The 17,637-nt window shown below is 67.6% G+C and carries 16 protein-coding genes and 1 pseudogene; 4 read left to right on the plus strand and 13 right to left on the minus strand.

Features of this window, described 5'->3' with window-relative positions:
* Positions 1 to 96: 96 nt before the first annotated feature.
* The 3 genes from AB0M73_RS01015 to AB0M73_RS01025 are packed head-to-tail and all read left to right on the plus strand — an operon-like array spanning position 97 to position 6,217.
* Positions 97 to 1,842: a class I SAM-dependent DNA methyltransferase gene (locus AB0M73_RS01015; protein WP_363885673.1), complete on the plus strand. Its 1,746-nt coding sequence runs from the start codon at positions 97 to 99 to the stop codon at positions 1,840 to 1,842.
* Entirely contained in the window at positions 1,839 to 3,080 is a 1,242-nt protein-coding gene (locus AB0M73_RS01020) for a restriction endonuclease subunit S (protein WP_363885351.1), read from the plus strand. Before AB0M73_RS01015 ends, AB0M73_RS01020 begins: the two co-directional genes overlap by 4 nt.
* Entirely contained in the window at positions 3,080 to 6,217 is a 3,138-nt protein-coding gene (locus AB0M73_RS01025) for a type I restriction endonuclease (protein ID WP_363885353.1), read from the plus strand. Before AB0M73_RS01020 ends, AB0M73_RS01025 begins: the two co-directional genes overlap by 1 nt.
* Positions 6,218 to 6,421: 204 nt before the next feature.
* Here AB0M73_RS01025 and AB0M73_RS01030 read toward each other — a convergent pair whose 3' ends face one another.
* The 4 genes from AB0M73_RS01030 to AB0M73_RS01045 are packed head-to-tail and all read right to left on the minus strand — an operon-like array spanning position 6,422 to position 9,930.
* Positions 6,422 to 6,676: a hypothetical protein gene (locus AB0M73_RS01030; protein WP_363885355.1), complete on the minus strand. Its 255-nt coding sequence runs from the start codon at positions 6,674 to 6,676 to the stop codon at positions 6,422 to 6,424.
* Between the two features lie 12 nt (positions 6,677 to 6,688).
* Positions 6,689 to 7,699 carry a TNT domain-containing protein gene (locus tag AB0M73_RS01035; protein ID WP_363885357.1) on the minus strand — a complete coding sequence of 337 codons (1,011 nt, stop codon included), beginning with the start codon at positions 7,697 to 7,699 and terminating at the stop codon, positions 6,689 to 6,691.
* Positions 7,700 to 7,714: 15 nt separating this feature from the next.
* Positions 7,715 to 9,766 (minus strand): recombinase family protein, encoded by a 2,052-nt coding sequence (locus tag AB0M73_RS01040; protein ID WP_363885358.1) that lies wholly within the window; start codon positions 9,764 to 9,766, stop codon positions 7,715 to 7,717.
* On the minus strand, positions 9,763 to 9,930 hold the full coding sequence (locus tag AB0M73_RS01045) for a hypothetical protein (RefSeq protein ID WP_363885360.1): 168 nt from the start codon (positions 9,928 to 9,930) through the stop codon (positions 9,763 to 9,765). Before AB0M73_RS01045 ends, AB0M73_RS01040 begins: the two co-directional genes overlap by 4 nt.
* A gap of 1 nt (position 9,931) precedes the next feature.
* Here AB0M73_RS01045 and AB0M73_RS01050 point away from each other — a divergent pair, with 1 nt between their 5' ends.
* Complete coding sequence (locus tag AB0M73_RS01050; protein ID WP_363885362.1) at positions 9,932 to 10,141, plus strand: hypothetical protein; 210 nt, start codon at positions 9,932 to 9,934, stop codon at positions 10,139 to 10,141.
* 365 nt (positions 10,142 to 10,506) lie between these two features.
* On the opposite strand, the gene AB0M73_RS01055 is transcribed toward AB0M73_RS01050, so the two are convergent.
* The 9 genes and pseudogenes from AB0M73_RS01055 to AB0M73_RS01095 all read right to left on the minus strand — a co-directional run bounded on the left by AB0M73_RS01055 (position 10,507) and on the right by AB0M73_RS01095 (position 17,376).
* Positions 10,507 to 11,235, minus strand: coding sequence for a recombinase family protein (locus AB0M73_RS01055; protein WP_363885363.1), 729 nt, complete (start codon positions 11,233 to 11,235; stop codon positions 10,507 to 10,509).
* Positions 11,232 to 12,176 (minus strand): hypothetical protein, encoded by a 945-nt coding sequence (locus tag AB0M73_RS01060; protein WP_363885365.1) that lies wholly within the window; start codon positions 12,174 to 12,176, stop codon positions 11,232 to 11,234. Before AB0M73_RS01060 ends, AB0M73_RS01055 begins: the two co-directional genes overlap by 4 nt.
* The gene (locus tag AB0M73_RS01065; RefSeq protein ID WP_363885367.1) at positions 12,173 to 12,760 is read right to left on the minus strand and encodes a VUT family protein; all 588 of its coding nucleotides are present in this window, start codon (positions 12,758 to 12,760) and stop codon (positions 12,173 to 12,175) included. The genes AB0M73_RS01060 and AB0M73_RS01065 overlap by 4 nt, the downstream gene beginning before the upstream one ends.
* Positions 12,757 to 13,680: a hypothetical protein gene (locus AB0M73_RS01070; RefSeq protein WP_363885369.1), complete on the minus strand. Its 924-nt coding sequence runs from the start codon at positions 13,678 to 13,680 to the stop codon at positions 12,757 to 12,759. The genes AB0M73_RS01065 and AB0M73_RS01070 overlap by 4 nt, the downstream gene beginning before the upstream one ends.
* Positions 13,677 to 13,997: a hypothetical protein gene (locus AB0M73_RS01075; RefSeq protein ID WP_363885697.1), complete on the minus strand. Its 321-nt coding sequence runs from the start codon at positions 13,995 to 13,997 to the stop codon at positions 13,677 to 13,679. The genes AB0M73_RS01070 and AB0M73_RS01075 overlap by 4 nt, the downstream gene beginning before the upstream one ends.
* A 47-nt stretch (positions 13,998 to 14,044) precedes the next feature.
* Positions 14,045 to 14,479, minus strand: a complete 435-nt coding sequence (locus AB0M73_RS01080) for a hypothetical protein (protein WP_363885699.1) — start codon at positions 14,477 to 14,479, stop codon at positions 14,045 to 14,047.
* A 97-nt stretch (positions 14,480 to 14,576) separates the two neighbouring features.
* Positions 14,577 to 15,128, minus strand: a pseudogene (locus AB0M73_RS01085) (DNA cytosine methyltransferase); the annotation flags it as partial.
* Complete coding sequence (locus AB0M73_RS01090) at positions 15,125 to 16,315, minus strand: DNA methyltransferase (RefSeq protein WP_363885371.1); 1,191 nt, start codon at positions 16,313 to 16,315, stop codon at positions 15,125 to 15,127. The gene AB0M73_RS01090 and the pseudogene AB0M73_RS01085, both read right to left, overlap by 4 nt.
* Positions 16,312 to 17,376 (minus strand): hypothetical protein, encoded by a 1,065-nt coding sequence (locus AB0M73_RS01095; RefSeq protein WP_363885373.1) that lies wholly within the window; start codon positions 17,374 to 17,376, stop codon positions 16,312 to 16,314. The genes AB0M73_RS01090 and AB0M73_RS01095 overlap by 4 nt, the downstream gene beginning before the upstream one ends.
* Positions 17,377 to 17,637: the final 261 nt, after the last annotated feature.

A 17,637-nucleotide genomic window follows, 5' to 3' on the forward strand; every position in this document is an offset into this window, starting at 1 on the left:
GCTGCTGCAGACTGTGCGCCGCCTGTTCGGACGGCGCCCGCGGGCGCGCGCTGGGCGTCCAGCATTCATCGTCGAGTGAGCCGCGTAAGGAGCCTTGTGAGCACCCTCGGTAGTTTCATCTGGTCGATCGCCGACCAGCTTCGGGGTCCCTACCGCCCCAACCAGTACGGCAACGTGATCCTCCCGCTCACGATCCTGCGTCGCCTCGACTGCATCCTCGAGCCCGACCGTGAGACGGTGCGCGCGCTCGCGGCCAGGTACGACAACCCCAACCGCCTCAAGATCGAGGTCAAGAAGGTCACTGGCCGGCTGTTCTATAACACATCGAACTACTCGTTCACCAACCTCCTCGAAGACGCCGATGGGCTGGCGGACAACCTCGCCGACTACATCGACCGGTTCTCGCCCGATGTCGACGTGTTCGAGTACTTCGACTTCAAGAAGGAGATCCTCGCCCTGGAGAAGGCGGAGCTCCTGCGCGAGGTCATCACCTCATTCAAGGCCGTCGACCTGCACCCGGACGTCGTCTCCAACGCCGACATGGGCGATGCGTTCGAGTACATCATCCGCAAGTTCAACGAGGCCGCGAACGAGACCTCCGGAGACCACTACACCCCGCGGGATGCGATCCGGCTGCTGGTCGACCTGCTCTTCGCCGAGAAGGACGTCGACCTGACCGAGGCCGGCATCGTCCGCACGCTGTACGACCCGACCGCGGGCACCGGCGGCATGCTCGCCTTGGCTGAGGAGCACCTGCTCGCGCAGAACCCCGATGCGAAGCTCAGCCTGTTCGGCCAGGAGTACAACCCGCAGTCGTACGCGATCTGCAAGTCCGACCTGCTGGCCAAGGGCCACGACGCGACCAACATCGCCTTCGGTAACACTCTGACCGATGACGCGTTCAAGGGTCGTCAGTTCGACTTCTGCATGTCCAACCCGCCGTACGGCGTCGACTGGAAGCAGTACGCCAAGGCGGTCACGAAAGAGCACAAAGAAGCTGGTCCCTACGGCCGGTTTGCCCCCGGCCTCCCAGCGACCTCGGACGGGCAGATGCTCTTCCTGCTCCACCTGGTCCACAAGATGCGCGCCCCCGAAGATGGCGGTGGTCGGGTCGGCATCGTCATGAACGGCTCGCCGCTCTTCAACGGCGCCGCCGAGTCCGGCCCCTCCAACATCCGCAAATGGCTGTTGGAGAACGACCTAGTCGAGGCGATCGTCGCGCTGCCGACCAACATGTTCTTCAACACTGGTATCGCCACCTACATCTGGATCCTCGATAACACCAAGCATCCCGACCGCAAGGGCCTCGTCCAGCTCATCGACGGCACGTCATTCTGGACCAAGATGCGCAAGAGCCTCGGCTCCAAGAACCGTGAGCTCAGCGAGGACGACCGCGCCAAAGTGGTGAAGTTGTATGCCGAATTCTTCGACGCCGACCCGGACTGCTCCAAGGTGCTGCGCAACGACGAGTTCGGCTACTGGGCAATCACGGTCGAGCGCCCCCTCCTCGACGAGTCCGGTCAGCCGGTGCTCGACCGCAAGGGCCAGCCTAAGCCGGACCCGAAGAAGCGTGACACCGAGAACGTCCCGTTCACCTACGGCGGCTCGACCGCAGGAGCGGCCGGTAAGGTCGAGGTCGTCCAGGCTTACTTCGACGCCGAGGTGAAACCCCACGTACCCGACGCCTGGATCGACTGGGCCAAGGTGAAGAGCGGCTACGAGATCCCCTTCACCCGCCACTTCTACAAGTACGTCCCACCCCGCTCCCTCGCCGAGATCGACGCCGACCTGGAGAAACAGGTCGCCAAGATCCTTGACTTGCTGAGGGAGGTGGAGGGGTGACTACTCCGTACGCGTCTGTTCCACTTCGGCGTTTCCTGCAGGGGCTCACAGATGGGCCGTTCGGCAGTAGTTTGACGGGTTCGCACTACTCGGACGACGGAGCTCGTGTCATTCGCCTTGGCAACATCGGGGAAGCACGATTCAAGGCGGATGACGAGGCGTATATTCCTATGGAATACTTCGCGGAACTGCGACGGCATTCCGTTGAATCGGGCGACCTGCTGATCGCGGGACTTGGCGATCTGGGAAACCCGGTAGGCCGTGCTTGCCTGGCGCCAGAAGGTTTGGGTCCGGCGATTGTGAAGGCTGACTGCTTTCGTGCTCGACTGGACGAGCGTCGGTTGTTGCATCGATTCGCTGTGTGGGCACTAAATTCAAGATCTGTAGGTCAGCAGGTGTTGACTCTCACCAGGGGATCAACACGGGCGCGTATCAACCTCGATGTGGCGAAAGCCATCGAGGTCCCGGTTCCTCCGCTGAAGGAACAGTTCCGCATTGCCGATTACCTCGACCGTGAGACCGCCCGCATCGACACGCTCATCGAGGAGCAGCAGCGCCTGATCGAGATGCTCCGCGAGCGCCGATGGGCGGTCGTCGAGCGGGGTGTGGCCTTGCTGGACTGGAACACGCCCTTCAAGACCGTTGCGACGTTGATCCAAACAGGCCCGTTCGGTAGCCAATTGAAGTCCGACGAGTATGAGGACGGTGGGATCGCGGTGATTAACCCGTCCCACATCGTCGCGGGTGAGGTGGCCCCTAACCCGAGAATCGCAGTCGGTGTCAAAAAGGCAGAGCAGTTGGCTCGGCATAGGCTTGAGGAAGGCGACCTGATCGTTGCGCGTCGGGGTGACCTCGGGCGCTGTGCCGTTATCGGGCCATCAGCGGCGGGACTCCTGTGTGGAACGGGGTCAGCGGTCGTTCGACTCGATCGGGCACGTATGGACTCATCATTCGCCGCGACCGTCTTCAGTAGTCGACGTAACCGCGATGCCCTTGCGCTCGCCTCCGTCGGCTCAACCATGGAAAACCTGAATTCCGACATCATCGGTGCGCTCCGCTTTCCGGTTCCATCGCTCGATGAACAGCGTCGGTTGACAGCAGAGTTGGAACAGGCGACGGCGAAGATCGATACGCTCATCGCTGAGACGGAGCGGTTCATCGAGCTCGCCCGTGAGCGGCGGGCGGCGCTGATCACGGCGGCGGTGACGGGGCAGATCGACGTACGGGAGACGGTGTGATGGCGGACCACCACGAGGACGTCTTCGAGATCGAGATCTGCGAATACCTGGCCGACCACGGGTGGCTCCACTCAGCAGATGACACCGGGTACGACCGGGAGCGGGCGCTCTTCCCCAACGACCTGTTCGCGTGGCTGAAGGAGACCCAGCGGGCGGCATACGAGAAGGCTCTGAGGGCGGCGGGGGCGGAGGTGAAGTTCCTCGATGTGCTGGCTACGGCGCTCGACAGGCCCCTGGAGCATGGTGGCGGAACGTTGAACATCCTGCGCAACGGGGTGCAGTACATCGGCGGTGGCCGGTTGAAGATGGCGCAGTTCCGCCCCGAGACCAGCCTGAACGCGACTACCAACGAGCAGTACGCGGCGATGCGGGTGCGGGTGATGCAGCAGGTGCACTTCTCCACCGCTGACCAGCGCAGGATCGACCTGGTCTTTTTCGTCAACGGGCTCCCGGTCGCCACCGTCGAGTTGAAGACTGACTTCACCCAGTCCCTCGATGAGGCGATCAACCAATACCGCAAAGACCGACAGCCGCTGACCAAGGGACGGCCAGAGCCGCTGTTGTCGTTCGGGCATCGGGCGCTGGTGCACTTCGCGGTCTCCAACGACCTAGCCGCGATGACAACCCGCCTCGAAGGCGAGAAGACGCACTTTCTGCCGTTCAACGTCGGCCACGACGGTGGCGCGGGCAACCCGCCTGGCGCCAAGGGCAGGTCGGCGACGGCGTACCTGTGGGAGCGGGTCTGGGAGAAGCACGCCTGGCTCAACATCATTGGCCGGCTGGTGATCGTGGAGACCAAGGAGGAGTGGGATGTCGCGAACGGGACGTCGGTGCGCCGTACGAGCATGCTCTTCCCTCGGTTCCACCAGTGGGAGGCCGTGACGAACATCGTGGCCGCCGTGAGCGAGGAGGGGGTGGGGCATCGCTACCTGATCGAGCACTCGGCAGGGTCGGGGAAGACGAACACCATCGCCTGGACCGCGCACCGGCTGGCGCGGCTGCACGTGAACGACGAGAAGGTCTTCGACTCGGTGATCGTGGTCGTGGACCGCACCGTGCTCGATGGGCAGCTCCAGGAGGCGATCCGGCAGATCGACGGGTCGGGGAAGATTGTGGCCACGATCAGCCCGGAGGACGTCCGCAAGGCGGGGGCGAAGTCGAAATCCGGGCTGCTGGCAACCGCCTTGAAGAACGGGGAGCTGATCATTGCGGTGACAGTGCAGACCTTCCCGTTCGCCCTGGATGAGATCCGAGGCGGCAGGGGGCTGAAGGGGAAGCGGTTCGCGGTGATCGCGGACGAGGCGCACTCGTCGCAGTCCGGGCAGGTTTCCTCCAAGCTCAAGGCCGTGTTGACCGCGGAGGAGGTCAAGGAGATCGAGGAGGGCGGTGAGGTCGACGTCGAGTCGATCCTGGCCTCGGAGATGACCGAGCGGGCCGAGTCGGAGAGCATCTCCTACTTCGCGTTCACGGCGACGCCGAAGAATAAGACCCTGGAGCTCTTCGGTCGCAAGGGGCCTGACGGCAAGCCGGTCGAGTTCCATCTCTACTCGATGCGGCAGGCGATCGAGGAGGGCTACATCCTCGACGTGCTCAGAGGCTACCAGTCCTACGACACCGCGCTGAAGATCGCCGGCCAGGCTGAGAGCGGCGACGGCGACGAGGTGGTGGAGGAAGCCGCGGCGCGTAAGGGGCTGATGCGGTGGGTGAAACTGCATCCGACCAACATCAGCCAGAAAGTGCAGATCATCGTCGAGCACTTCCACACCAACGTCGCCCACCTGCTGGAGGGCAAGGCGAAGGCGATGGTCGTGACCGACTCGCGCAAGGCCGCGGTGAAGTACAAGAAGGCGATCGACGCCTACATCGCCAAGCGGGCCGCCAAGGACGCCTCGTACAACTACCGCACCCTGGTCGCCTTCTCTGGCTCCGTGACCATGGCCGAGGACGAAGAGTGGGCTTCAGAGTGGGGGCCGCAACCGATCAAGGACGACGAGTTCACCGAGGCCAACCTGAACCCCGGCGCCGGCTCGGACCTGGCCGCAGCGTTCAAGGGCGCGACGTACAAGGTCATGCTGGTCGCCAACAAGTTCCAGACAGGGTTCGACCAGCCGCTGCTCTCGGCCATGTATGTCGACAAGAAGCTGTCTGGGGTGACTGCCGTGCAGACGCTCTCCCGGCTCAACCGCACCCATCGCACTGCGGGCGGGGAACAGAAGCGCAAGACGTTCGTCATCGACTTCGTGAACAAGCCCGAGGACATCCGGGCTGCATTCGAGCCGTACTTCACCAACGCCACCCTGGAGACCGAGACCGACCCGTACATCGTCGTCCACCTCGCCAACAAGCTCGCGCAGGCCGGGATTTACACGCCCGAGCAGGTGCGCGAGGTCGCCGAACTGTGGGTCACCAGGAAGGGCAACAACGCGCTCTCGGCGGCGATCAGCCCGGCCAAGAACGACTTCGCCCGCCGCTACGCGGCGGCGATCGAGGCCGACGACAACGTCACCCTCACCGCCCTCGACCTGTTCCGCAAGGACGTCTCCACCTACGTCCGGCTCTACGACTTCATGAGCCAGATTATCGACTACGGCGACCCGTACATGGAGATGTTGTCGATCTTCCTGCGGCTCCTGGAGAAGGTCATTGCAGACTCATCCTGGGCAGCGGAAGTCGACCTCTCCGATGTGGTCCTGGTCGGGGTCAAGCACGACAAGGGGACCGCAGTCGACATCTCGCTGACCGGTGACGGCGAGCTCAAGGGCATCGGTGCTGCGGGCACCGGCACCCGGAAGGAGCCGAAGTACGTCGCTCTCCAAGTCGTCATCGACAAGATGAACGATCTCTTCGGTGCCGAGTCGTTCTCCGCGTCTCAGGTCCGTGAGTTCGTGCAGGGACTGGTGCAGCGGCTGCTCGCCTACCCGGACCTGGTCAACCAGACCAAGGTGAACTCGAAGAAGCAGTTCGTGGAGTCACAGGACTTCCAGGCGGCGGTCACTGAAGCGGTCGTCGACAACCAGGAGGCCCACAACACCATGGCGGACTACTTCTTCAGCGACGGACCTGGCATCAACGCTGTCATCATGGCGCTCGCGGACGCGTTTTACGAGGTAGCGATCGATCAGGAGGCAGGCGTGTGAGCAGCCTGTCCCACGTGACGCTCGACCCTGGGATTTCTTGCAAGGTTGAGGGCTTGATTGTGGCGTCGAGGCGGGCGTGTTCGTGAAGGCGCCGGATGCATGTGTTCCCAGGTTGCTGGCGTGCTTCGCGCGTGCGTGGTGACGTTTAACGATGTCGTAGCGCCGTCGTAGTACGGTGCCGAGGGTTGTCGAACTCTGTGCCGCTCAGTCTGCGAGGACCAGCCTTTCCGACAGCACTTGTGACTGGGCCAGTACGCCGAAGATGTACGTGCAGGCGATGTCTTCGGTTGCGACGACGACGCGGTGGCGCTTCTCGCCGCGTTCGTAGAAGAAGATCTCCCACTGGTCGTCCTCGGTGCGCAGGATGCAGTGGTGGTCGTCGGCCAGGCCGCCGATGACGACGGTGGTGGCGGGAAGGCCGATGTACTGGAGGTTTGTTGCCAGGTTGCGGGTGTTCATGACTCTCCTCGGTCACTCACCGGTTGTCTCGCGGAGATAGCCGGCCTTGAGCAGGCGATCGACGTCGTACTGCCCAAGGAAGTACTGGGTTGCGCCGCCTGGTTGGTCGAACCAGCCTGCGGCGGGGCCGACCCAGGACGGGAAGGGCTGCGTCACCTCGTAGGTGTGGTACGGCGAGTTGAGGGTGTGGGGCGGCAGCGCGCGCTCCGGCCAGGGAGCGCCCTCGGTGGCGAGGAACGAGCCGTACTCGCTTCCGAACCGGTCGATCCGGGTTCCCGGCGGAACCCACTCGGCACGCTTGTCCTGCGGAGTGGCGAAGCCGTTGGGGTGCCCGTACTCCTCGGTGGGGTACTGATAGTTCTCGAAGCCGCTACTGGGATCGCGTCCCTTCGACCACTTCGAGTTGAAGCGGTCGAGTTCGGTGCCTGTCGGCGGCCGGCGGCCGTGCGTAATGGCCTCGAACTTGGGATCTCCGGGCTTCAATCCCGGATGACGGCGATGCTTGACATCATCGGCATCAGCGAGCCAATTACTGTCGGGCTTGGGTTCCCCGTGCTGCTCACGTAGCCGCCGCTGCTCCTCGGAGTGGTTGCCGCCGACCACGGTGCGATGTCTTGGTGTTGCGTGGCCCGAAGTCGTGTTGCTATGCCCACGAGACGTGCTGGGAGATCCGTGTCCGCCCTTGGGCGCAACGTCCTTGAAGTCGGGATGGAGTTTCCTGAGCAACCCGGCACCCTTGCCGTCCGCCTCTTCGTAGAGGTCGGCGGTGGCTCCAAGGCGCTTGCCGGCGCCTTCTGCTACTCGGCCGCCTTCGTTGAAGACCTTGCCCGTGACCTGAACGCCCTTACCCATGGCCTGGGCCACCACGGCCCCGATACCGGACCTGTCGTTGTTGGCGTGCGAGACCAAGTCCTGCCCGGTGCTCTCCAGCTTCTGTCCGCCATCGGCGAGCGTCCCGCCGAATGTGCTGAGCTTTCCGCCGGACTTACGTAGGTGCCCAGGACGCGCGTTGATCTTGCTCATGGGCGCTGTCCTGCCTCAAGGCCCGAGATATCCATCAACGCCTCGCCTCGGGGGCCCAGGGGGCGGAGCCCTCCTGGCTTGGGGTCTGGGGCGCGAGGCCCCGGAAAACAAAGCACCCGATCGTGGGCCGCGCTTTTTGCGGCCACGATCGGGCTTGTCGGGTGCCCCCGGCAGGACACGCAAAACATGGGCAACATCATCATCCGACGCCGGTTGTGGCGGAACCTGCACGTCGCGGCCGGTATCTGCGCTGGTCAGGGCGATGATGGCGGCTGCCTGTTCCACGGCTGGCACCGTATCACCGCGTAGGGTGGCGCGGATCGTGACGTTGCGGGTGGCGTGGTCGTAGTAGATCTTCATGCCACACGCTTCGTACAGACCCCGCTGCAGCGGGTCGGGCGCGTCGGCCAGGTCGAGCGCCAGTTCCGGCAGCATGTCGAGCAGCTCGGGCTGTTGAGGCTGTTCCCGTTCGGCGACAATCCGGAGCTCCTCCAACTCGGCAAGCTTGGCCCGTCGCTGGTTCTCCAGATCGACGAAGCGGGCGCGGAGCCGTTCGGCCCACGCACGTCCGACCTCGTCGTTGTCGTCGAGGGTCTTGGCTTCTCGCTCGTCCATCAGGTTGTCCTGGCGACGTCCCAGCTCCGTGATGGTCTTCTCGACCGCCGCGATCCGCTTCTTGTGGTCCTGTAGCTCGTGGGTGCCCTGCTTGGCCATTTGGTGCCGCAGGAGCACGGCGCGGTCTCGGCCGAGGACCCGCTGGGTGAAGAAGGTCTGCACGCAGTCGAGTAGCCGGTCTTCCCGCACGTACACCGCGCGAGGGTGGTCGGCGTAGTCCTGCGGACTCCCGACGCGGTCCAGTTGAGGTTGGCAGGTGTAGTAGGCCAGCTCCCGACGGGTCTTGCCGAACATGCGCTTGTCGCACGAGGTGTGATGGACGTAGTGGCGAAGGACGTAGGTGCGGCGGGTGGCCGGGTGCCGGTTCGCTCCGGCCATCCGGGAGCCCTGTCGGCCCGTGGCGATCTCCTGGACTTCCTTCCACATCTCCAGGGTGACCAGCGGCTCGTGGGTGGGCTCGGGTGACCAGATCCACTTGTCCGGCGGGTTGAGTTTCCCGCCCTTCTTGCTCGCCCTGCGGTTCCACACCATGTAGCCGGTGTACTTCGGGTTGCAGAGGATCTCGCGGACCGAGGAGACCGTCCAGCAGTTACGCGCTCGCTCGCGCCGGTTGGGCTGGGGTGGCGGGTAGCGGTCGAGATCGAGATTGAGGCGTTCGGCGATCACCTTGTACGCCAGCTTCTTGTCGTGGCGCCAGAGGAAGATCTGCGTCGCGGTCGGCCCGCGTTCGGCGTCCACCAGCAGCCGCGACTTGGTCCTGCCCATCTCTCGCCGGGCGGCGACGGGGTGTTCCACTTTCTGGAGCGTGTAGCCGTAGCAGGCTTTGCCGATGTTCCAGCCCTGCTTGGTGTGTTCGCGGAAGCCTTCCCAGGACTGCTCCAGGGTGTGTCGGAGGAACCACTCGCCGACGCCCTGTTTCATCCGGCGGACCAGGATCTGGGTCGCGCGTTTCTCGGTGATGGAGATCGGGCCTTCGTCGGCGGCGAACAGCGGGACGCCGACCTTCTCCAGGGTGTGTTCGAGTTGGGTGGACTGGTGGGTCCAGCGGGCGGCTCGTTCGATCTCCTCGACCACGACGGCTTCGAACCGGCGGCCGGGGTGTTGGGCTTCGGCGAGCAGGTCGGCCAGGCCACCGTCGCGGGGAATCGGAATGTTGAACGCCTCGTGGGCGTTGCCCAGACCGCGTTGGTCGAGGTCCTTGCGGGAGGACTCCACGTCGTAGAAGAACGCGACGATGACGAATCCTGGCGGCAGGCATTTGCGGCAGTTGTCGAGCTGCCGGGGCAGCGACAGCGTTGGGTCCTGCAGGTCACGAGTGGAGGTGCGCAGGAACACCGCGACGGGGACTTCGCTGACCCCGCCGCCGAGCCCGACCAGTGCCGTCATGTCCTCGTCGGCTGGCTGCGGGCGGCGCAGGGCCAGCGGTGCGGAGTCGGAGTGCAGGGCGGTCATGCCGCTCGGCCTTCCTCAGTCGCCCGCCCGGCACTACCCTGCTCGGTGGTGGGCGTGGCGTCGCGGTGGGCGACCCAGTTCAGCAGTGCAGAGATGGCGGCTGCCTGCGCGGCCGCCACCCGCTCGCCTTCCTCGCCGTCGACATAGCGGATGTCGAAGGTCACCGTGAGCCCGTCGCAGACCGCGTCGACACCCGGCGGCAACGGCACCGGCGGGCGGCTCGTCGGCCCGGAGGCAGAACTGCGCCTCGTCGACGGCGAACTGCTCGGCTCCGATCGGCGGCGAGATGGCGGCCGACGCCTCGACTGGTCTTCGGGCGCGCCTGGTGGCCGGGACGAGGCCCGGCCACGCCGCGCGGGCGGTGCGGTGACCTGATTTTCTGGTGGCTTGGTCACGACGGTCCTCCTGAAAAAGTCATGGCTGGTCGACATGGTTGGGTCCACGACACCTCTGTCCACATCGAGCAGGCAAGCACCCTCGACGACCTGCTTTCACCGCGGCACAAGACGTTTCGTACCGAGGGAGAAACCGTGTGCGCACTGTCGCGAACAGACTCGTGTTGCACGGCGGAGGCTCGGCAGTCGTCGGAGGGACCGAGCTACTGTTGCCGCTACTCGTCCACGGCCGCTGCTGGGCGGACATCCGTTCTGGATGTGTCACCCGCGCTGCCGCTGAATGGTCGGCAGCGGGCCACTACGGGCACGACGTCGGGCCTGGTCGCCGGTAGCACCGCGACGGGGTCACCCGGCACACGCCGTGGTGCCGCCGTTGCCGGTCGGCGGGGTGTCCACGCGCCATTGGTGGCGATTGGCCGCCGTGAACTCGGTGACGGTGACCAGTGGGGGATGCACCCACTCCTGCGACCAGACCCACTGCGCTCGGGGAACCCGCCGTCCGTGATGGTGGCGGCCCCAGACCTGGCGGCCGGTGTACTTCGGGTTGCGTAGGATCGCCCGCACCGCCGCCCGTGTCCACACGCCTTCCAGACCGGTCTCTGGGTCGCGCGGCGCGGGGCAGCGCGCCTGGATGAGGCGCCGCCGGATCGCGGCGGTGTCAAGCCCCGCCTCGGCCCGCCACCGGAAGATCAGCTTCACGGTGATGGCCTCGGCCGGCTCGATCACCAGCCGCGTGCGCCACCGCGTGCGCCGCCCTGACGGGCTGACCCGGACTCGCCGGGGCCGGTAGCCATAGGGCACCGCCCCGGTGTTGAACCCGGCGCGCACCAGGTCCTCGGACCCGCGGCGTGCCTGGGCAAGGGTGGCGGTGTGGTACTCGCGCAGGACGCGCTGGCGGACCGCCCAGGGCACCTCCGAGTTGTCGGTCGTCAGGCCGCTCCTCCTGTCGGTCGGCTGTCGCTTCGACGAGCCAAACAGGCGGGCGCCGTGAGCGGCGACGCGCTGGGTGAGAGAGCGGCGGCCGGCGGTCGCGGCCCAGCGTGCAACGTCATCCTGGTCGGTGTTCGTGGTCATGGCTGACTCCTTGTCGGGTGAGGCCGCGAGGCAGCAGCGGCCAGCGGCGAGTCGCTGATGGATAAGCGCTCGCGTCGGGCACGGGTAGCAGGTCGGGTGGGCGCGCTCGCTCGATGCGGGCGTGGCCCGTGACCGGGTGCCCGTGTGCGTTTCGTGGTGGGTAGAGACGTCACCGGTCGCCTGGGTTCCGGGTGGTCGCCGGTGTCGGCTGCGAGGGACGCGAGAAGCCTGGTGTGCCAGGCCAAAGCGAAGTACACGCAGTTGGACTCGCTGCGGTGGCTGGGAGAGCAGCCGGGAACGTGACGCCCCCGGAAACTCCAACTGAGGGAATCGCTGGAGCAGACCGCGTCGGCATAGCGGGCCAGACCGAGGACCTTCGCGCCGAAGGTGTGCAGACGCAGGCCGCGGCCAGCCAGCGAGTGCACGATCTGTTCCACCTCGCCGCTGTGCTGGCGACGGCAAATGCTCCCTACCCCGACCCGAGGCAGCGCGGCCAGGTCCACGCCGTGCCGCTCGTAGAGGTCCGCGCAGCGCTGGTAGTCGGCAACCGATTGCCCTTGCAGGGTCGCGATGAACGGCAACTCGGGCGCCAACTCCCGCAACTGGAGGTAATTGGCGACCGTGCGGTGCTGATGGGTGCGCAGACTAGCCCCGGTCCGAGCCCGCACATCGCTTTCGACCATCCAGTCCTGACCCGCGGCCCAGTCGAGCTGACCAATCTCCTCGGCGTAGCGGCGCACGGCGGCGACGTAGGTGCGGGCGTCGGTCCGCCACGCGCCGTACAGCGAAAGTTCCGTGAAGCCGCCGCTGTCCAGCGCCCACGGCCCGGTCGCGCGCGGCAGGCTGCGGCGGCCGGCCAACCGCCGATGCGACACCAGCAGCGGCACGCCGAGGTCGCGGGAAAGCCACGCGGGCTGGTGGGTGCCGAGGTAGAACCTCATGACCGCACCGCCCGCCGCACCGCCTTCGCTGCGACGAGCACCGCGACGGTCAGCACTGTGGCGACCGTCTTGCCCATGATCTGGCCGGGCACGAAAGCGAGGGACCCGAACGCCAGCGGCACGAACAGCGCGCTGTCGATGTTGAGCCCGACCAGGTTCGAGCCGAGCACCGCACGCAGCAGCGACCAGGCCCGCAGTCGGCTGTACACAAGGGACCCGATGAGTTCGGAGACGGTGAACGCGAGCACGCTGGCCATCGCGATCTGCGGTGTCGCCAGCAGCCAGGACAGCCCGGCGCCGGCCGCGATCGCGGCGAACACGCCGCGCCCGCCGAGGTACTCGTGCAGCAGGTCCCGCAGGGTGAACGTCACCCCGGCCCACAGCGTCCCGGCCGGAACTGCGACCGGGCCGACGTACAGGGCGCTCCAGTGCGTGGAGGCCCAGTTCGCGGTGACGATGGTGCCGATGTAAGCGGCGAGTACCACCAGGCTCGTCCCGGTGACGCGACGCCTGGTCTCGTCACCGGACCATCGACCGAGGGCGAGCAGCGACGCTTTAACCGGCGGGTGCTCGGGCGCGGTCATCCCGCACGCTCCAGGGCGACGGCGGCGCCGGAGCGGCACGACCGCGGCGAGCAGCCGTCCGGGTCGTCCTCCTCCACGGCGCTGGTGGTGACCAACCGCAAGTGCCGCTTGGTGACTGCGGCGGGCGGGTCGAGGTCGACGTCGCCGAGTGGCTGACAGGAGCGGTGCAGGAAGTACTGACCGCGCAGCTGTTGGCCTTGTTCGGTGGCGTGGGCGTAGCCGTCGCGGATGGCCCTGTCGAACTCGACCGCCTCGGCCCAGCCGTCCGGGTCGTTGTCGCGGATCCATCTCCAGCCGGCGTTGCCGTGGAACGGGCAACCGACGCAGGCGGATTTCACGGTGTGGCCGAACCCGCGCTCGGCCAGGTACTCGGCGCAGCGGGTGCGGTCCCAGCCCAGCTCGATCAGCGGGAACACGTTGCGCAGGTACCGCACGCCCGAGTCCTTGGCGCGCGTGAACTCGTCGGTGCTGATCCCGATGGCCTGCTCGACGTACACGCCGCGCGGAACCCGCCGAGGATGCGGGTAACCGAGCAACTGTCGCGCCGCCTTCTTCAGCGGCGAAATTTTGTACTCGCTAGTACATTGCCTGCGCGCTAAGCCTCGACTGCCGTCGGCGTTGAGCACGTGTAGAGGCATTGACACGAACCGGTGGGCGGGGTCGAGCGCATCATCTCGGATGTTGCCCGCCGAGACGGTCCGCACTGGGATACCGGCGTTCTCGGCGTGGGCACGTAGGCGCGCGAGGTTCTCGTAGACCTGGCGTGGTTCCCAGCCGGTGTCGGCGAACAGGGCGTAGTCGAAGCGTGGTATCACGCCGTCGCAGGCGAGCAGCAGCACCGTGGTGCTCTGCACACCGGCGCCGAGCGAGAGCAACCGCAAGGTGGGACCGGAGGTCGGGTTCGACAGCAGAGTGGTCATGCCGCGTTCGCCTCCTGCCCGTCTGCGCCGGGCTCCTCGGAGGTGAGACCGAGGAGCCCGGCCAGGTCGGTCAGCAGCAGCCCGACCGCGTAGGCGGCCTGCTGCGGGACGACACCGTTGCCCAGCGCGCGAAGCTCGGCAGTGCGCGGCAACGCCAGACCTGTCACCCACCCGGGTTCGAGCCCTTGAAGCCACTCGACGAAGGCGGGCGCCAGCACCGGGCGGCCATGCCGGCCCGGCTGCGTCGGGAACGGGGCCGGTCGTCCGAGTACCCGCTCCCAGCGTCGCACGGCCGGCTCGTAGTCACCCCAGCTCACCTCCCCGTGCTCCGGTTCGCTGTCGTGATCGGACAGCGCAGGGACGGCTACGAGATGCCGTCGCTGCCTGGTGTCGCACCGTCCGTCGCCAGCAGGCGCATCACCGCCGAGGGCAACATCAGGTCCCCTTTGGAGCCCCGTTGCGCCGGGGCTCCCTTCGTCCCGTCGGTCGCCCGCGGCGTCGGCAGAAACGCCTGCGGGTCGACCAACGGGAGCACCTGTTGGGACAACGGTGGCCGGAACCCGGCGCCTGCTCGGCGTCCCGCCGTGCCGGTGTCCGACGCCCTCGGCGTGGGCAGCAGCCGCGCCTCGTCGGGCAGCGACGGCCCACCGGTCTGGGTCCTGTGAGTGCAGTTCTTCGCGTCCGATGCTGTCGGCGTCGGTAGCAGTCGCAATTGGTCCAGCAGCGACGGGCCGCCCTGCCGACTGTCGGCCGAGATGCCGTTGGAGGAACCGTCGTGCGCGGTCGGCGTCGGCAGCATGTTCGCCTCCGTGCGCGGCGGCACCGGCGCGGGGCCAGGCGCACAGGAACACCCGCTCGCGGCGATGCGCGGCGCCGACGTCGGCGGCGCGGACGCTACGCCATGCCGCGTCATACCCCGCTTCGGCCAGGTCGCCGAGTACACGGTGGAGTCCGCCGTTTTTCCAGCGAAGCGCGGCGACGTTCTCCACAACGAGGAGCGCGGGTCGTAGTACGCGAACGCCGGCCACGATGTCGGTCCACAGGCCACTGCGCGCTCCGTTCTCGATGCCCGCGCGCCGTCCGGCGGCGGAGATGTCCTGGCAGGGAAAGCCGGCGGTGAGCACCTCGACCGGCTCGACTGTGGTCCAGTCGATGGCGCGAACGTCACCGAGGTTGGGGACCCCGGGCATCCGGGCGGCGAGGATCGCCGCGATGTGTGGGTCGGGGTCGGCGCACCACGCGATTCGGCCGCCGCCGAGTGCGGCGAGCACGCCGAGGTCCAGTCCGCCGTAGCCGGTGCAGACCGAGCCGACGATAGGACTAGGGCTCGCTGGGGCCGTCAACGTGGCCGCCCGCACCGCCCCCGCCGCCGCCGTGGAGACGGCGACGGGGGCGGGGGCGGAGTCATGCCCCGGCCGATGCGGTGCGGGGCGCGGTCGGGTGGTCATGCCGCCCGCCGAGACGCCTGGCCCGCGCCGCTAGAGTGATGGGGGATCCGTGGCAGACAGGCAGGCGCTGGCCGCCGCCGAACCTCGGAGCCGACGCGAGTCGCCGAACTCTGGCGCACCAGCGGTGTGCGAAAGACAAGGACGTCCTCGTGCGCGATCAGGTGCAGCGGCAGTCCGGCCTCACGCTGTTTGCGGATGAAGTCGCGCTGGAAGAACGACCCCCGCGCCACCAGGTCCTGCTCGGCCGCGCGCGCCAGCAACGCGACGCACCGCTCGATGGGGATCAGACCGGCGTGCCGGCCGCAGGCCAGGATCTGCGACGGGAGGTCGATCAGCTCGGCGTGCTCGCGCCAGGGCCGGATGGTGATGGCGATGTGCCCGCCGGGCCGGAGGTAACCGGCCAGGCCGGCGAGGATGCGGGTGAACCCGGCCAACAGCCGGTGGTGGCCGATGTTGGCGAGGTTTCCTCGGTCCAGGGTGTTGCCGTAGAGGTGGTGGTACTTCTGCACCCCGCCGCCCGGCACGACCGACACCTGCCCGTGCGTCGACGGACCGTACGGGGGCGACGTGACGACGAGCGCGGCCTGCCCGACGTACTCCGGCGGCAGCAGCGAGGCGAGTTGGCGGGCGTCGCCGTGGAACACCGTCGCGTCGTGGTCGACACCGGCGTCACGGGTCAGTTGCAGGTTGGCGCGGGCGACGTCGACCCAGTGCGGCTCGTACTCGATGCCGACCGCGCGGCGTCCCAAGTGGACGGCTTCGACGAGGGTGGTGCCGATCCCGCACATCGGGTCGAGCACGAGATCGCCGGGCTGGGTGTAGTGGGCGATGGCGTGCGCGGCGACGGCCGGGAGCATCTTCGCCGGGTGCGCGGTGGACTCGGGCGTGTAGCGGTTCTTGCGCTGGGCGGCCGGGGAGGTCTGCGCGGTCGTCCACACCGAGACCGGCACGTTCTCGCCGTCGTCGTGAGCGCTCCCGATGTGCGGGACGAGGTCGTCGATGACCGCGTCCTGGATGCGCTGGGTGGTGTCGCCGGGCACGGTGTCGCCGGAGGTCTCCGCGGCGCCAGGGGTGGTGGCGGTGGAGGTGTCGGTAGGGGTGTGCGGGGAGCGGTCGTCAGCCACGGGAGTGCCTTCCTGGCGGTGGTGTCCGGGGTGGGCGGGGTTCGGGGCCGGGCGGGGTGTCATCGGATGACTCCGGTCCTGAACGCCGCGTCGGCCGGAGCCGGGCGAGGCGGTTCGTGGTCCTGTGGATTGGCGAAGACGAGAACGTCGGACTGGATCCGCCGGTGCGGTGCGGGCAGGCCACGCGCCGCGGCGCGGTGCCGCGTGCGGGCGTACTCGTCGGCCGCGCGGCCGACGAGTTCGGTGGCGAAGGCGCCGTCGCGCACCGGGGCGTGCAGGGCGATGATGTGCTGGAGGTAGAGCAGGTCGGCGTTCTGCGCCGAGGCCACCACCGGCCCGCTCGGGTCCACCAACTCGCCCTGCGTCCAGTCGCAGTGGGTGAGTACGACGAGGATGCCGCCGACGCGGAGCAGGCGGGCCGCGAGCAACGCCACGAGGTCGCTGGCGCGGTTGCCGGAGTGCTCGGGACGCAGGCTGGTGATGATCAGATCCGCCTGCTTCGCACCGGTCGCGACACCGTCGAGGACACGGCCGTCACCACCCGCGGGCGTCGGCTCGGACAGGGCTGCCGGTGCGCGGTCGGAACCGCTGACGAGGTCGGCCCAGAACGGCTCCGACGCGGGACCCGAGACACTCGGATCCGCCGCGACGCGCACGACGCGGCCGGTCCGGCCCAGGCCCTCGATCGTGTCGAGCGCGTCGGCCAGCTCGGCGTCCGGCTCGGTGCCGGGAGCGTGGTCGATCACCCCGTCGGCGCCCACCACGGCGAGCCGGAGACGGGTGTGCGTGGTCGGCCACGGCAGCAGCACGACGCGCCCGCCGGGGACGCTGAACGAGGTGACGATCTTCGCCACGATCGCGGTGGGCCAGACCGCGTCGAGGTCGATCGGGACCGGGCCAGCCGTCCACACGGTCGCCGGAGTCGGGGTGGACTTCGAGCCCCGCGAGCGCGCCGTCGCGCCGGTCGAACCAGGCTTGGCGGGGCTGACCCTGGTGGTCGTCGAGGCGGTCGGGTAGGGGCGGCGGTCCCCACCCCGGCGGGTGCCCGACCGGGTGGCGGGTGGCCGGGTGGAGTCGCTGCGCCGCTTCGGGCCGCGAGGAGCTGACTTGGCGGGCTGGGTCACGGGTGTCCTCCGGTGCCAGGTGGTGCGCCCCGTTCGGCACGTGGCGCTGATGACACCCCTGAACTCCTAAATAAAGGCCCCTGGGGGACAGGGGGACCCCAACTTTTCTTGTCGACTTTTCCCGCTCCGTGTCGACGTCGCCAGCGAGCCGGGAAAGGCTCGCGTGCTCACGTGCGCGGAGAATGATCCAGGTCGGCGAGAAAGACTTCTCAAGGATGCGGCGAGAATTCTTTTTGGCGACCTGCGCGCGCCTCGCGCCCA

Origin of the sequence: Kutzneria sp. NPDC051319 (assembly GCF_040682195.1) — a bacterium.
Taxonomy (GTDB): Bacteria; Actinomycetota; Actinomycetes; order Mycobacteriales; family Pseudonocardiaceae; genus Kutzneria.